Annotated in this window: 16 protein-coding genes; 1 reads left to right on the top strand and 15 read right to left on the bottom strand. The window is 59.1% G+C overall.

The features are described 5' to 3' along the window. Window positions 1-30 precede the first annotated feature (30 nt). From BXE_RS39120 to BXE_RS39050, 15 genes are all read right to left on the bottom strand, one after another. Window positions 31-588 carry a DUF2889 domain-containing protein gene (locus BXE_RS39120; protein ID WP_011493675.1) on the bottom strand — a complete coding sequence of 186 codons (558 nt, stop codon included), beginning with the start codon at window positions 586-588 and terminating at the stop codon, window positions 31-33. Then, window positions 585-1118, bottom strand: a complete 534-nt coding sequence (locus tag BXE_RS39115) for a nuclear transport factor 2 family protein (RefSeq protein WP_011493674.1) — start codon at window positions 1116-1118, stop codon at window positions 585-587. The genes BXE_RS39120 and BXE_RS39115 overlap by 4 nt, the downstream gene beginning before the upstream one ends. Before the next feature lie 156 nt (window positions 1119-1274). Continuing rightward, window positions 1275-2846, bottom strand: a complete 1572-nt coding sequence (locus BXE_RS39110) for a class I adenylate-forming enzyme family protein (protein ID WP_011493673.1) — start codon at window positions 2844-2846, stop codon at window positions 1275-1277. Window positions 2847-2850: 4 nt separating this feature from the next. Beyond that, the gene (locus tag BXE_RS39105; RefSeq protein WP_011493672.1) at window positions 2851-3651 is read right to left on the bottom strand and encodes an enoyl-CoA hydratase/isomerase family protein; all 801 of its coding nucleotides are present in this window, start codon (window positions 3649-3651) and stop codon (window positions 2851-2853) included. A 196-nt stretch (window positions 3652-3847) separates the two neighbouring features. Then, on the bottom strand, window positions 3848-5050 hold the full coding sequence (locus BXE_RS39100) for an ABC transporter substrate-binding protein (protein ID WP_011493671.1): 1203 nt from the start codon (window positions 5048-5050) through the stop codon (window positions 3848-3850). A 41-nt stretch (window positions 5051-5091) separates the two neighbouring features. Next, window positions 5092-6255 carry an acyl-CoA dehydrogenase family protein gene (locus BXE_RS39095; protein WP_011493670.1) on the bottom strand — a complete coding sequence of 388 codons (1164 nt, stop codon included), beginning with the start codon at window positions 6253-6255 and terminating at the stop codon, window positions 5092-5094. Between the two features lies 1 nt (window position 6256). Then, complete coding sequence (locus tag BXE_RS43535; protein ID WP_011493669.1) at window positions 6257-7237, bottom strand: FAS1-like dehydratase domain-containing protein; 981 nt, start codon at window positions 7235-7237, stop codon at window positions 6257-6259. Between the two features lie 37 nt (window positions 7238-7274). Beyond that, the gene (locus BXE_RS39085) at window positions 7275-8444 is read right to left on the bottom strand and encodes a lipid-transfer protein (RefSeq protein ID WP_011493668.1); all 1170 of its coding nucleotides are present in this window, start codon (window positions 8442-8444) and stop codon (window positions 7275-7277) included. A 14-nt stretch (window positions 8445-8458) separates the two neighbouring features. Next, window positions 8459-8890, bottom strand: a complete 432-nt coding sequence (locus BXE_RS39080) for a Zn-ribbon domain-containing OB-fold protein (RefSeq protein ID WP_011493667.1) — start codon at window positions 8888-8890, stop codon at window positions 8459-8461. Window positions 8891-8951: 61 nt separating this feature from the next. Continuing rightward, window positions 8952-9506 (bottom strand): CoxG family protein, encoded by a 555-nt coding sequence (locus BXE_RS39075; protein WP_011493666.1) that lies wholly within the window; start codon window positions 9504-9506, stop codon window positions 8952-8954. Next, entirely contained in the window at window positions 9503-11185 is a 1683-nt protein-coding gene (locus tag BXE_RS39070) for an FAD-dependent oxidoreductase (RefSeq protein ID WP_011493665.1), read from the bottom strand. The genes BXE_RS39075 and BXE_RS39070 overlap by 4 nt, the downstream gene beginning before the upstream one ends. 2 nt (window positions 11186-11187) lie before the next feature. Then, a complete protein-coding gene (locus tag BXE_RS39065) occupies window positions 11188-11949 on the bottom strand; it encodes an HpcH/HpaI aldolase family protein (protein ID WP_011493664.1) in 762 nt (253 codons plus the stop codon). 2 nt (window positions 11950-11951) lie between these two features. Further along, window positions 11952-12332, bottom strand: a complete 381-nt coding sequence (locus tag BXE_RS39060) for an AraC family ligand binding domain-containing protein (RefSeq protein ID WP_011493663.1) — start codon at window positions 12330-12332, stop codon at window positions 11952-11954. After that, a complete protein-coding gene (locus BXE_RS39055) occupies window positions 12329-12730 on the bottom strand; it encodes a cupin domain-containing protein (RefSeq protein ID WP_011493662.1) in 402 nt (133 codons plus the stop codon). Before BXE_RS39055 ends, BXE_RS39060 begins: the two co-directional genes overlap by 4 nt. A gap of 13 nt (window positions 12731-12743) precedes the next feature. Further along, on the bottom strand, window positions 12744-13655 hold the full coding sequence (locus BXE_RS39050) for a carboxymuconolactone decarboxylase family protein (protein WP_040123536.1): 912 nt from the start codon (window positions 13653-13655) through the stop codon (window positions 12744-12746). Window positions 13656-13811: 156 nt separating this feature from the next. On the opposite strand from BXE_RS39050, the gene BXE_RS39045 reads away from it, so the two are divergent. Beyond that, window positions 13812-14774 carry a LysR family transcriptional regulator gene (locus BXE_RS39045; RefSeq protein WP_011493660.1) on the top strand — a complete coding sequence of 321 codons (963 nt, stop codon included), beginning with the start codon at window positions 13812-13814 and terminating at the stop codon, window positions 14772-14774. The last annotated feature ends 239 nt before the right edge of the window (window positions 14775-15013 follow it).

The raw sequence follows: 15013 nt of genomic DNA, 5'->3' as shown, positions 1-15013 counted from the left end.
CGCCTACAAAGTTATTTCTGGGGCGGAACACTAGGCGGAGGGGTCGGGCGGCTTATAGCGGTCGGGGAAATGCAGGCGCACCACTTCCCCATCCGGTTGGAGTGCATGGCAGCCCCCGAGCGGGGTGGACCGTCGTTCCGCCGCGTTGGCAGGGTCGAATTTCTCGAAGCTGCGAAACTCCGACCAGATCGCCTGATAAGCAACCGTGGCAATAACCGGCAGAAGTTCGGTCAGATGCGTGCAGCCCAACCGTTCCCGGAACATTCGCTTCACCAGAGCATTGAAGCCGGGCCCGATGGTCAGGCCGACAAGTTTGCTGTATTGGGGTGCAATATCACCGCACACCCTGTACGGCCCATGAATCGTGCGTGCCTCCGCCTCGGTGATTCGGAAATCCGAGGCCACACGGAGGCGCACGAGCATCTGGTGGACCGGATGGCCTGTCGGCAGCACGCCTTGATCACCCACGTTGAAGGGGTGGGACTTGGTATCCGTCAGCATGCCCTCAAGCTCGACCGAACCGTCTTCGCACAAGTACGCTTCACACGTGATGCAGCGCGAATGGAGATGCTTCCGCTCAGCTGTCATCGCAGACGCCTGTCAGACGGCAGCCAATCTGGGTTGGCTCCGAGGCGCCCGGTCCCGAGGCGCGGCTGTGCATCCGGAATCGGGTGGATTCCAAGCCGGGTCAGGCGAAGCAGCGAAATTTTCCACGTATCGCCTTGCCGGACATAGCACTCCTCGTAGTGTCCATAGCCGCGGAAGCCCCGGTTGCCCGGAGCTTCGACTACTTCACCACTGTCCTGCCACTCCAGATGATCCTCCATCGCCCAAATGACCTTGGCCTCGTCGGCGCCGACGAGTTCGATCTCGCCCATGTGGCAATGATGGACAGAGACAACATGCGCCAGTCGACGCGAAATCCCCTGAATGAAGATGTCGAGATCTGCTCTGTCAGGGGCTGATCCCAACCCTTCAAATCGGCAATCGGCCGTGAATAACGTTCGCAGGCGATCCCACTGCTTCGTGTCGACGAAGCGGCAATACCGCGCCTTGGTCATCTGGATGGCGTTCACCGCCATTAGATATGCCAGCTTTGCATCATCTTCCTGATTCATGTGCGACCTCCTCAGCCCCAAGCAATGCGCGTCGTTGAAAATTGAAATACCTCGTCGACGAGCTGAACGTGAGTGTCGTGGTCGCGGACGCAAGCAATCGGTTGTGACATACCAGCGCGATGTGAAGATCACTCCCGTCCGAACCGCAGCGCTTCATCAAATACTCCGCTCGCGCCCTTCCCAGTATGGCTCGCGCAGCACCCGCTTGAGAATTTTGCCGTAATTGGCCCGTGGAAAATCATCAACGAATTTCACCTCGCTCACTCGCTGGAACTTACCGAGGCGATGGTTGCCCCACTCCTTGAGTGCAACTGCATCGATCTGATGGCCCTGCCGCAGGATAACCATAACGATCGGGGTTTCACCCCATTTGTCATGCGGAATCCCGATGGCCGCAGCTTCGGCCACCGCGGGGTGCTGCATGAAGACCTCCTCAATATCCGATGCAAACACGTTGATGCCGCCAGAGATGATCATGTCTTTCACTCGGCCGTTCACGAAGAAGAACCCTTCCGTGTCCATGTATCCGATATCGCCGCTTCGCAGATAAGTGCGCCCATGCGGGCCCTTCCAGACGATATCTGCGGTGCGCTGCGGGTCGCCAAGATATCCCTTCATAAGCCCAGCGCTCCAGCCGGCAAGTTCGCCTTGCTCTCCGGGTGGCAGTTCCCTGCCTTCTGGATCGATGACGCAAATATCGCCTCCGAACACCGGTTTGCCCACGGTGGAACTCCTGCCGTGCGCGCGATCCTCAGGATATGCGAGCGTGCACCACCCCTCGGACATCCCGTAGATCTCGTACATGCGGGTGTTCGGGAAGGTCTTCGCCATGGCCGCCGCTGTCTGGCTGGTCATCGGCGCACCACCATAAAGAATTCCCTGCAGCGATGAAACGTCATATTCGGGTGACGCACGCTCCACGATCCCGATGCACTGAGTGGGAACCAGGAATGCATGGGTGATCCGCTCGCGCGCCACCAGTTCCAGCCAGGCTTGAGGCGTCAGCTTGCGGGCGAGAACTACTGTGCCGCCGAGGTACAGCGCTGGAAGGAGGGTGATCCAGGTTCCATTTGTGTACAGCGGAGTTGCGCAGAGCGCCACGCTGTAAGGATCCATTCGCAGGGCAGGACCGCAGCCGAGCGAATAGAAGTGGCGCGCTGCGTGCGTATGCTCGCTGCCTTTCGGAACACCAGTGGTCCCGGAACTGTAGAGCACCGTCATCGTATCGGACAGCTTCAGATCCGGAAAGTACTCCGCCTCGGAACCGGCCTCAACCAGTTCGACGTATGATTGCCAGCCCTCAACCGCGCCAGACTCCGCGTAAAAAATATCCGGCTTATTCCGCACGGCGCCCCGGACTGCATCGACCGCGCCAGCGAGCTCGCTGTCGACGAATATGAAACGCGGCGCAGCGTTATCGATCATGGCCGGTAGCGAATCAGCGGCCATCATGACATTCAGTGGCGAGACCACGCCTCCGGCCTTAATCGTGCCCCAGATCAACTCGAAGGCCGCCATGGAGTTCTGCATGAAGAAGCATACGCGGTCCCCTTTCTGAAGTCCGGCTCGCACGAGTGCATTGGCGACCTTGTTCGTACGAAGGTGAAACTCACGCCAGTTCAGGCGATCGTCGCCGCAGACGACAGCCGTTTTGATACCGTGGAATCTGGCATTGTGGCGGATTACGTCCGGAAACAGGATGTCGGGCTGGTCTAGAATGCTGGTCATGGTTTCACCGTCCCTTGAACATAGGTTGCCGTTTCTCGAGGAAGGCGGACATGCCTTCCTTGTAATCCTGGGTGGTGAACGACAGGCCTTCGAGTGCCAGACTGGTATCCAGCACCATATTCACGCGTTCGATCAGCACCTTATTGATCGCGGCCTTCGTCCATCGAATGGCATACATCGCCCCCGACGCGAGGCGGGTAGCTAGCCTCTCCACGGCTGCGTCATAAGTTGCGTCGTCATAGACGTGGTTGATGAGGCCGATGCGTTCCGCCTCGCGGGCCGGGATGAGTTCACCGAGCATCAGATACTCCTTCGCGCGACTGAGGCTGACCTGAAGTGGCCAGACCACGGCGCCACCGTCTCCTGCCACGGCTCCCACCGACACGTGGGGATCGCCAATCCGCGCACGCTCGTGCGCGACGATGATGTCGCAATGCAATGCAATCGAGGCAGCAAGGCCGCAACAATCGCCGTTGAGCGCGGCGATGACCGGCTGCGGGACGCTCACCAGGTTCCGGATCATCCGCAGGCCCGCGCGAGTCGTCGCGCCGCCTGGAAGCCCCTTGTGGTATTCGTCGTTAGCAACACTGCGAAGATCACCACCCGACGAAAATACATTGCCCGCGCCGGTAAGCACCACCACTCGCACATCCTCCCGGTGCACGAGGTCGGCGAAGAATTCCTCAAGCTCCTCATGCGTTGCTGCGTCGATGAGGTTGAGCCGATGGCCGGGGGCCAAAACGCAACGCAGGACACCGTTGCTCTCCGATATCCCCAAGGACGAGTACTGTTTATTGCTCTTCATGTCTGCTCCTTTCCGTTCACGCATTCAACAATCGTTCGACCAGCAACCTTTTCCTGCCATATAGTCGGCCTCCGGATCAATGCCCCTTATCACCGGCTTGTACGAATGGCTTTCAGGTTCAGTGCAACGCTGCGCCTGTTTCGGCTCGTCCAGATGAAAGGGACGCCTTCTCCCTACGGATGTGCTGGATAAACGCCTATTTCCACAGAGGGCACTTCGACTGTGCCTTCGTGGTGAACGCTTCCTCCGCGGGCACGCGCTCCGCGATCCTGTAGTAATCCCACGGGTAATGAGACTCCGCTGGCGTCTTAACCTGCATGAGATACATCTCGTGGATCATCCTGCCGTCCGCGCGAATCCTTCCGTTTTTTGCGTACATGTCGTTGATCGGCATCGACTTCATGGCTGCCATCACCTTGTCGCCATCATCCGACCTTGTTTCCTTCACAGCGGCAAGATAGTGAGAAGCTGCGGAGTACTGCGCGGCCTGGGTGCCAGCCGGCATCTTTTTCATCTTCTCGAAGAAGCGTTTTGACCAGGCACGGGACTCTGGCGAGATGTCCCAGTACCAGTTTTCCGTCAGGTACAAGCCTTGGGCCGTAGGGAGGCCGAAGGAGTACACGTCCCCAATGAACAGGTTTAGCCCCGCCACCTTCATGCTCCGCATAACGCCGAATTCCTTTGCGCTCTTGATTGCGTTCACCGCATCGGAGCCGGCGTTCGCCAGAGCCAGAACCTGCGCCCCAGAACCTTGGGCCTGAAGCATGATCGACGAAAAGTCAGGGAGGTTCACAGGATGCCTGACTACTCCGATGACTTTTCCGCCGTTGGCCCGCAGTACTTCGGAGGTGTCGCTAACTGTGGATGCGCCGAACGCCGTATCAAGCGCAACAAAAAACCAGGACTTCAGGCCTTGCCTAACAAGCGCGGCACCGCCGACTTTTGCTAATGCAACTGTGTCATAAGCATAGTGCACGGTGTACGGCGAGCAGTCCTCATTTGTTAGTCTCGCACTGCCGGCGCCGTTCACTATCAGCGGCTTTTTCTTTTCCTTGGCGACCTGTGCCATCCCAAGCACGGCTGCCGACGCACCACCCGCGAAGATGACGTCAACGCCACGCGTGTCGATCCATTCGCGGGCCTTTGAGACGGCGAGATCCGTCCTGTTCTGATGGTCCGCAACCAGAAGTTCGATCCTTCTGCCGTCAATGGTGCCGCCAGCATCGGCGATGGCCATGCGGATAGCCTCGACTCCTCCCGGACCATCTACGTCCATGTAGGGTCCCGATAGATCGGTAAGCACCCCTATTCTGATGACATTTTCCGAGATTTGGGCCATGCAGGGAAACGTCACGCCCAGCATCAATGCGGCGATAGCATTCCTGATCCCGTAAATCATTTTGTCTCCTGTATCTTTTTTTTGTCATGCCGACGGCGGCATCAGTATGATCTTGGGAGTCCCAGGTTATGTTGAGCGATATGGTTCAAGACCATTTCCCGACTGACCGGGGCGGTTTGCTGAACCCGGGCCACAAACCATAAGTCACCCAGTCCGAATTCCTGTGAGAAACCGTTGCCTCCGTGAGTCTGGATAGCACGGTCCAATGCAAACACTGCGGTGTCTGAAGCAGTCAGCTTCGCGATGTTTGAAGCGTCGCCGGCATCCCGCCCCGCGTCGTAGAGTTGCGCGGCGCGCTGGGTCGCCATCTTCGATAGCTGAAGACGGGCGTAGGCTTCAGCCAGCGGATGAGCAACGGCTTGATGCGCGCCGATAGGCGTCTTCCATACTTTTCGCACTTTGGCATACTCGCAGGCCTTGGTAAGAGCGTACGTGGTCAGCCCATTACAGAGTGCCGCCACTGCAATACGTTCCGGGTTGAGACCCGCGAAAACATTTCTCAAACCTTCGCCTTCCGCGCCGATTAAGGCATCTGCCGGAAGTTCGACGTCGTCAAAGAAGACGCTAGCCTGCCGTTCCGGCACAATTAGTTCCGTCGGGAGATTCTGAAGGGTCACGCCCTTCAGATGCTTCGGCACCAGAAAGAGTGATAGTTTCCCCCGACCGGTAGCCTCGTCGACACCGGTTCGGGCCACGACCAGCAACGCATCGGCCACTTCGGCCTCGGTGATGTAGTACTTCGAGCCGCTTAGCCTCCACCCGCCATTCGCGGTCCTGACCGCATTGGTTTTCAGATTGTGAGTATTCGTTCCGGCGTCAGGCTCTGTAATCGCAAAGGCTAAGCGCTTCTCTCCAGTCGCGATTGCAGGAAGAATTTCCCTTTTCTGTGCTTCCGTTGCATGCTTCGAAAGCACAAAGACGATAATCGGCAGTACGACAAATGAAGTCATTGGGCAACCCTGCGCCGCGGTGGCCTCCAGGACGATCGCGAGTTCCTCAACGCCCTGTCCGCTCCCGCCGTATTCCTCGGGGACCGAGATACCCAGGTAGCCCGCTTCGGCCAGGTTCTGCCAAAGCTCGCGCGCTTCCTCGCCACGCCGTCCGGCCTTGGCGAATGCAGCATGGCCGTATGCTCGCGTGATCTTTGCAACGCTGTCGTAAATTTGCTGATGTTCAGCACTGGTTTCAATCAGGTTGGAGTTCAAGTCAAGCTCCCATCTTGAGGGTTATGCGCGCCTGGGCGATGAGCGCTTCTTCGTTCCGGACTTCGATCTGCAGTTCCACATGCTCCGTACCTTCCACAGTCTGACGCGAGAGAACTCTCCCACTGGTACGCAAAGTGGTGCCGATTGGTGCAGGTGTGAACATTCGCAGCACCCGCCGCTTCAGCACGCCGTCGAAATTTGCCCATTCCAGCGCCACCCGGTCCATCAGCCCGCAGTAATAACCGGTGTTCGGATAAGGATTTAAGACACCCTGCGACCTGGCGTAGTCGGGATCGTGGTGCCCCGGGAAGTAATCTCGAGTGGCGGCCGTCAATTGTGTGCACAGGGTCCATGTCACAGGAATGCTCAAGGCTGGGATCGGCCTCTCGCTGTCGGTCGGGACTTTCTCTGGGGCTGGCTGCTGCACTTTCTGGCTATCAGCGGCCTTGCCAGTCCCGCTTTTGTACCGCAGCATGACGTTGCGGTACCTCGCGACCTCCTGGTTTTCCTGATTGGTGACCACCGTGTCCGCGGTAACGAAGTAGCCCCTTCCCAGCGCGGTCATCTTTTCGTCGGAAATCGCGGCGATGCGGTCCACGTAGGTCAGCTTGTCGCCGACACCGATCTGCTGCAGGTATTCGCAGGCAAACTCGACGTTCACCAGTGTATCGGTGGGACATGGCACTTCGACCGTGGCGGGAAACCCGTGCTCGGGCCGGCCGTAGGGATTCCAGGGTGCCGGCCATCGCCAGGCTGTCAGAGTCGCAGGAGGGGCGATCGGTCGGCCAAACTTCTGCGTTGCTGCCTCAATATCCCAATAGAGGGGGTTCGGGTCTTCCAGCATGGCGCAAAAATCGGCGATTCGGCTGGACTCCACGGGAAATGGGGCGTGGATCACGAATTCGCGCCCCACCCAATCCGGCAAATCGTCGCCGCTTCCCGTTCGGGTATAACTCACTGCAGAAGCGTAATCGGCTCCCATTACCAGGTCTCCTTAGTTTAATTCGTATGCAATCAGTTCAGTGCTCGGCGGCCAGAATGAGACCGCTAGTCGGGGGGCCGGTGCCGGCGGTAACCAGAACGTGATTGACATCGGACACCTGGTTGACCGCGTTGCCTCGAATCTGACGCACCGCTTCCGCGATGCCGTTCATACCGTGCAGGTAGGCTTCCCCCAACTGGCCGCCGTTCATGTTCATCGGCAGTTCGCCAGTCAGGTCAAAGGTGTGCCCCTTCACGAAGTCCTTGGCCTCGCCTCGTTCGCAGAACCCCAGTTCTTCAAGCTGCATCAACACCAAGGGTGTGAAGTGGTCATAGATGATCGCAGCGTCAATGTCAGACGGCTTGAGCTTCGACTGTGCCCACAGCTGCCTCGCCACAACTCCCATCTCCGCCAGTCCAGTCAGGTCATCACGGTAAAAGCTGGTCATCGGGTGCTGTTGCGGTGCTGAGCCCTGAGCCGATGCGACAATCCTGGCCGGTTTATGCCGCAGGGTACGAGCATGGTCCAAGGTCGTGACCACAAGCGCCTGGCCGCCATCCGTCTCCTGGCAGCAATCGAGCAGCCGCAAGGGATGGGAGATCCAGCGCGATTGCTGATGATCCTCCAACGTGATCGGCCGGCCGTAGAAGTGTGCCTTCGGATTCGTCGCCGCGTACTTCCTGCTGGAGACCGCAACATGCCCAAATGACTCCGACGTCGCTCCATATACATGCATGTAGCGCTGAGCAAAGAGGGCCACCCAACTGGCTGGAGTCTTCAGACCATACGGAGCGACCCAGCCGTAGCGCAACGATTCGGTGGTTACCGCCTGGGTTTCCGCCATGACTCCCGAACCCAGCCGTAGCCCCGACCGCTCGTTGAACGCACGATAACAGACGACGACTTTAGCCACACCGCTCGTCACTGCAAGCGCCGCCTGCTGAATCGTAGCGCAGGCGGCGCCACCCCCGTAGTGGATGCGACTAAAGAACGTCAGATCCTTCATGCCTAGCGCCTGTGCGATATAGACTTCCGGATTGGTGTCCATTGAGTACGTTACGAGTCCATCCACTTCTGTCGGCGCGATGCCGGCATCGTCAAGGGCCGCCTTGACTGCTTCAACTGCAAGGCGCCATTCGCTGACACCCGACTTCTTGGTGAAAGCGGTTGCCCCGATTCCGGCAATCGCTGCTTGTGATATGTCCATATTTCGCTCTGTTCTCAGCGCTCCCGCTGCACGCGGAAGACGGGCAACGTGAGGTCTCCCTCACAGTCCATGAAATCAAGCATGGCAGGCATGCCAATCCGAAGTTCGTCGAAGTTCGCATCGACCAGTTCCGCCACCAGACGGGTTCCTTCATCGAGGGCGACCAGCCCTACCGCATAGGGCTTCGTGAAGGGCGTCACAAGGGGGGCGTACACCACCGTGTAGCTTAGGAGTGTTCCGTTGCCAGCCGATTCGACGGTGTCCCACTCGAACGAGTAGCAGTGGGGACACGAGGGCATCGGCGGATGGCGCAACTTCCCGCAATTGCAGCAGCGCTGGATCGCCAACTTGTGCTCGCGTGCGGCATTCCAGAAAAACTCAGTATCCATGGTCATCACCGGATGCGGGCGCACCGGCCTGGCCTCCTGATTCGTTTCGTCTTTCATTCGCTCCTCGACTTCATCGCACAATATGATTGCCCCGCTTTATTTTGCAGTGCATATCGGGTCAGGTTTTTGCCCTCGTCAGGCGGCGGTGAATCCCCACCAGCCATCCGCGAAACGCAGAGACAATGCTGGTACGGGTATCATTTTGCGCGGGCCGGTCAGACGGCGAGGCGAGCTCAGGCGCCCCTCCCAGAACCGCCACCAGGTTTCGTGAAAACTCGTCGGCTACCTTTTCGAGGACCGGAGCCGCCATCGCCGTCAACAATTTACTCATCGAGCCAGTGACCTCCGTGCCGAGAATCATCACCATGTTCGTTCCGCCGGGCACAGCAGTCAGACGAAACGAGCCTTCGCCGTGGAAGGGTTCGTAAGTTGCCTTCAGCCTGAAGTCCGCGCCTTCTCCCGGCAGCCAGCGCACCACGTGCACTGACAGCTCAACAGGTCGCGAGAAAGGGCCGAGGTGTATATCGAGCGTCCACACGGAATCGTCCGGCCCCTTTTCCTCATGCTTTAAATACCCAGGCATCTGCGCAGCCCAGTTGCCGATCTCCCTGACAAAGATCCAGGCCTGCGCAGGCGGCTGCTGGACAACGATCTCGCGTTGGGTGGAGATCATTTCGCAGCCTTTTCCACCAACCGCTTTGCTTCCCCAGCCGCGTCGATCCCCGCGATATAGCCGAAGGTCATCCCCGGTCCGAGCGTGGCCCCACGGCCGGGATAACCCGGCCCGGTAATGCTCGCTGCCACGTTACCGGCCGCGTACAGGCCGGGAATCGCATGGCCGCGGACGTGAAGCACCTGCGCCCGGCAATTGGTGCGAGGTCCGCCCTTCGTGCCCAGCGCTCCAGTATGGATCGGCACAGCATAGAAGGGTGCCTTTTCGATTGTGCCGAGGTTCGGATGCATCGCTTGCTTGTCGCCTTGTGACCGGTCATAGGAGCTCGTTCCCTTGCCGAACCGAAGATCGGCCCCCTGACGCACGCAGTCATTCCATTCCTGCACCGTTGCCAGCAATTGCTTTACATCGATACCCACTTTACCCGCCAATTCTTCCAGGGTGGCCCCCTTGATCAACCACTGCGGATCCGGATCTTCGGGCATGGTCGTGCCGAGCACATATTGGCTCCGGTATTGGCTGTCCATTAGGGCCCAGGCCGGCAGATTCCGAAACACGGGGCCATCGGTCCGAATCTCATGGAACAAACGACCCACGGAGTTGTAGTTAGCCGCCTCATTAACAAAACGTCGGCCATCTCTATTCACCCAGATGACATGGGGTCCGTTGCGCTCTGCAAGCGCTGGGCGGCTTAACGGCTTCCCTTCATACGTTTCCCCGGGAATCATCAGCGACGGGTAATGCCAAGCCTCTGCCATGTTGCCCAGGTCAGCGCCCACCTCCATGGCCATCAACAGTCCATCCCCTTCGTTGAAAGGCGGTGAGTTGGGGTTCTCAATCGGTGCCGTGAGAAACTGCGCCTGCAGGCGCGGGTTCCATTCGAACCCGGCGCTGGCTAGAATGACCGCGGCGCGCGCCCGCACGATCTGCTGTCTGGTTCCCTCCTGCTCGCCTATCACTCCCGCCACGCGGTCCCCCTCGACTAGCAACTGACGGACGCGCGTCTCGAGCATGATTGGAATGTTGCGATCCAGCACTGCCTTCAGAAGCCCCGCGGCGAGCGCCTGACCGATCGTGACAACACCCTTCATCAGACGCTCTGCAGCCAGATCCTGCGGCACCAGCCAGGGACGAAAGAATGTGTCGTATTTGCCGAATGCCTCCTCCCGCGTGAGCGGGAAGGCAAAAGCGCTGGGCGGACGCAGCCTGGAACGCCAATCTCCCAGCAGGTTGGTGTCGAAAGGCTTTGGCTCAAGCGATCTGCCGCCGAATTTCCCTCCGGGAAGCTCAGGCTGGTAATCGGTCGCCGTCATGGCGCCGAATACGAGAGGTGTGTGGTCCTCAAGGTACTTGATCATCGTCGCCGCGGTGTCAACGAAGGTCTCGAGCAGTTCCGGATCAGTTCGGCCCATCGCAAGCTGGGTAAGATAAGCCAGCGCTTCCGCCCGCGAGTCTGAAAACCCGAGTTCACCCATCCGGTGGTTCAACGGAATCCAGATTCCGCCGCCAGAAACCGCGGTCGTACCACCCACTTTGTCAGTGCGCTCCACAATCATGACCCTTGCGCCATGGTCGTGCGCCAGGATTGCAGCCGTCATTCCCGCCGCGCCGGAACCAACCACGACGACATCCACTTCGTCAAGCGTGCCTGTATTCACTGTCAATCTGCTGTCACCCATGTTCAATCCTCGACGCTTCGCGCCACTGCACGGAAATACGAGAGCATCGCGCTCTGGTCGGAACCCACCACGAAGAAATGCACGCCCTTGTCGATGTATTCCGGTATCTCCGCTGCCTGTCCTAGAAAAATGCCGGCGGCCCTCTGCGCGGACCTACAGGCGGCAACTACGCGGTCGACCGCTCGCTGCACAGCGGGATCCTGCAGAGAGCCGCAACCGAGCGATACCGCCAGGTCGGCCCGTCCCAGCAGGAAACCGTCCACATCGTCGAGAGCGGCGAGGTCTTCAATGCGCTCGACGGCCGCGGCGTCCTCGACCTGACAGATCACGATCGGCCGCTGACGCTCCTGTGCGACGAGTGCTGACTGCTCCAGAGTGCCGTAGTTGCCGACTCGCGGCGAGTTAGAGAAGCCACGCCCCGCGTCGGAGTATTCGCACGCCTGGCGCATGGCTTTTGCAGTGGCCACATCGTTAACACGCGGAACGATGACCCCCGCAGCGCCCAAGTCGAGAACCGACTGGACCGCTTGAGCGGACGCTGCCCGCAGCCGCACCAGCACCGGCAAACCCACTGCGTATCCCGCCAGCACGCATGCATCCACATGGGTCCGATCGAACGGAGCATGTTCCGCATCGAGCACGGCGAAGTCGATGCCGGTTCGGCCAAGCACTTCAACGACCGCAGGCGCAGGCGTTTTCACAAAGGTGCCGATCAAGCGCTCTCCGGCACGCAGGCGCTCGCGCAACGCGCGCCCCTCTACCATCGTCACGCGTTGCCCCTGTTGCCCGGAAATTCACCCGCCTGGTATTCTACGAGGTGCCTGTAGTCGTCGCGCATCGGCGCAAAGATGTCCAGGTTCAAAGCTACTTCATGGCCGACCGGCTCAATGTAATGCACGGTCCGGGGCGGCACCCGCAGCATGCATCCGGGCGCCATGTGGAACACCCGGTCACCTACGTGGTAATTGAAACTGCCTTGGACACACACAACCAGTTGCTCGAATTCGTGCTGATGAGGGCGTACGTCAATGGCCGGCGAAATCCAGTTCATCACGAGGATGCTGTCGTCCCCCCGAAAACCGCAACGCTCCACGCCCGGACGAACCACCTCGCGCGGCAGCCGGTTCCAGTCATACATCATGGTCATGGCTTTCGCGCCTCCTCCAGATCGACCACGCTTGTCGCGAAGCCGGCAGGCGACACAATTTCAAGCACCTCCAGATCGTCGCTATGGCGCAATTCCCGGTGGCGCACCCCGGGCGGCTGGAAAGCCGAGCCGCCGGCCTCAAGCATGACCGCGCCGATGTCCTCGTATTCGAACTCGACCCAGCCTCTCAAGACGTAGAACAGCTGAAATCCGACGGTATGGGTATGCCAGGTCGGCTTGGCCTCCTTGCCGGGAATGGCGCGGATAACGTGCGCGCCGAACATTCCGCCAGTCGCCTCGTTCACGCCAGTGTCGCGGTACTCGAAGAACTCGCGAAGGCCGCGATCAAACCCGCTGCCGTCTTTGGGTTCATGCTGGATTGTGGTCTGAAGCTTCATGCCTGTTTTCCTCTTAATCGCCAAGGGGCCAAACTTCGGCGAGCGCGCCAAGCGCCTCGGCCGCAGTTGGCCACCCGCCGTACAAAGCTGCTGTGAGCAGGCTCTCCTGGACCTCGACGCGCTTGAGTCCGATGCGCTGCGCAGCGCCCATCCAGCGCTTCGCCATCGGGATCCGGCCAATGACAGTGCTCATGACGATCACCGACAGAACCTTCGCGCGTTCTGGAATCAGATTTCGCTCGTTAAACAGATAGCCGAAAACCCAGGTCACCATCTGTTTGCGGAAGTTGTCGCCCTCGGGCAATGCGACGTCGTCGAAGTCCCCGTCCGGATTACCGAAGAGACGCTGAGCCGTTTCGCAGGCGGCGACGTACAAATCCCTGCGTGTTTCCCCGCTGCCAACCTCTGCTACCTGCTCGCCCGTCATCTTGCGACGCTTTTCAAAGACTTCATCCATCATCATGAGCGACCCCCGTGACACAGGAAAACCGCCCACGTGGGAGATGACCGCGCCGAGCTCCTTCAGCTGATCTTCTGTCCACCCGAGGTTGCGACAGGCGTTCGTCCAGGTCGGCAATACGCCCTCGCGCATAAGCACGCCCAGCGCGGAGACAACCAGCAGACCCCGTGTCTTGAGATCGAGACCGTCGCGGCCGTAGTACTGCCCGAAGATATAGACACTGCAGCGATCTGCGTAGATGTCATTGCCGCCCTTCTCCCCAATAAGTCCCCATTTTCCGAACAGCGGGTATTGAACCTGTTCGAGCGCCTCGTCCAAAAATTCCGCGCTAAAGCCTTCTGTGTGTATGCTGCGACCCGTTACATGCGGATGGTTGATAAAGTGGGGATCAAAGTCACCCAGGTAGAGACTATGGACGTGATGGCCTTGCGCCACCAGTTCGGTCTGAGGTTTCTCAACTGCCATTGCCTGACGCCTCCTTTGTATTTGGTGCCCAACGTCGGTGAGGTATGCACCGTGACATGGCATTACTTTAGGCGCGCCTTCCGCATTGAGCCAATATCAAGTGATCACGTGTGATATAACCGAAACTGATAGGCATCCCGAAAGAGGAGCGCTTCAATGGACTTGCGACAAATCAGGACATTCGTCTATATCGCCGAATTGCGGAGCTACACGCGCGCAGCCGCGTTCCTCCATGTAAGCCAGCCTGCTTTGAGCCGGCAAATGAGATTGCTCGAGGAAGAACTGCGCCTGAAACTGTTCCTTCGTCACGGGCATGGGGTAGAACTGACGAACGAAGGTGTTGCGTTCTTCGCTCGCTGCCGGGACGTGCTCAGCGAATTTGAGCAGTTGCGACACGACTTTCGGTCGACTGGAGCAAACAAGGCTGTGATGGGTCTGGTCAGTGTGGGACTGCCAGCGCCTGCGACACGGTTCGCAACTCCGAAGCTACTACACGCTGCACGGAAGTCGTACCCAGGACTGTCCGTGCGCTTCGCGGAAGGCTTCAGTGCGCTGCTGCATGAATGGCTTTTAAGTGGGAGCCTTGACCTGGCCGTGCTGTTCGGTTCGAACACGCCAAAGCTCCTGACTAGCCTGCCGGTTCTCGTGGAAGATCTTGTCGCGATTTCTGCCGCCACCAAGACCTCCCGTAAAAAGAACTTTGTGAACGCACAGGATCTGCAGAACACACCGCTTATCCTGCCACACCGTCCGCATATTCTCCGCGAACTGATCGACAGCCTTCATTTGAAAAAAGTAGAGATCCTGGAAGTCGACTCGACATCGCTCATGATCGAACTCGCAAGAGTGGGAGACGGCACGACCATCCTTCCAGCAGGATCGGCGGAGCAATCGATCCGCGCAGGCCATGTAGTTGCTCTTCCGATCATCAACCCGACTCTCAGTTGGCAGGTTTCCATCTGCTATTCGAGCGTGCGCCCTCTCTCCGTCGGGGCTCGGGTCGTGCTCGACCTGATGCGCCGGGAGATCGCCCAGAAAGTAACATCGGGAGAGTGGCTTTCTGGTCGTCTGATCAGGCCCGGCACTGAGATGACCGAGGGCCTTGACGCCGCACCGTAGGTCTCGAATTGCAACCGGCTGTGCGTAAAATCTGCGGATGGGACAACGTCGAGTGAGGGCCGGCGCCGGGATGCGTCAAACAGGTGACGGCTACGCTCATGGATAGGCGTAACCCGAAGCACGCAGCGGCGTTCAAAGGCAAAGTGACTATGGCGGCGGTCAAGGGTGGGCGGACGTTGGCTGAATTGGCGCAGCAGTACAATAGTACATTGCGACGGTTCGCCCTGATTCTGTCAGCC

This window comes from Paraburkholderia xenovorans LB400 (genome assembly GCF_000013645.1).
Lineage (GTDB): Bacteria > Pseudomonadota > Gammaproteobacteria > Burkholderiales > Burkholderiaceae > Paraburkholderia > Paraburkholderia xenovorans.
Note: the sequence above shows the minus strand (reverse complement) of the source record. Positions and strands in the feature narration are given on the sequence as shown.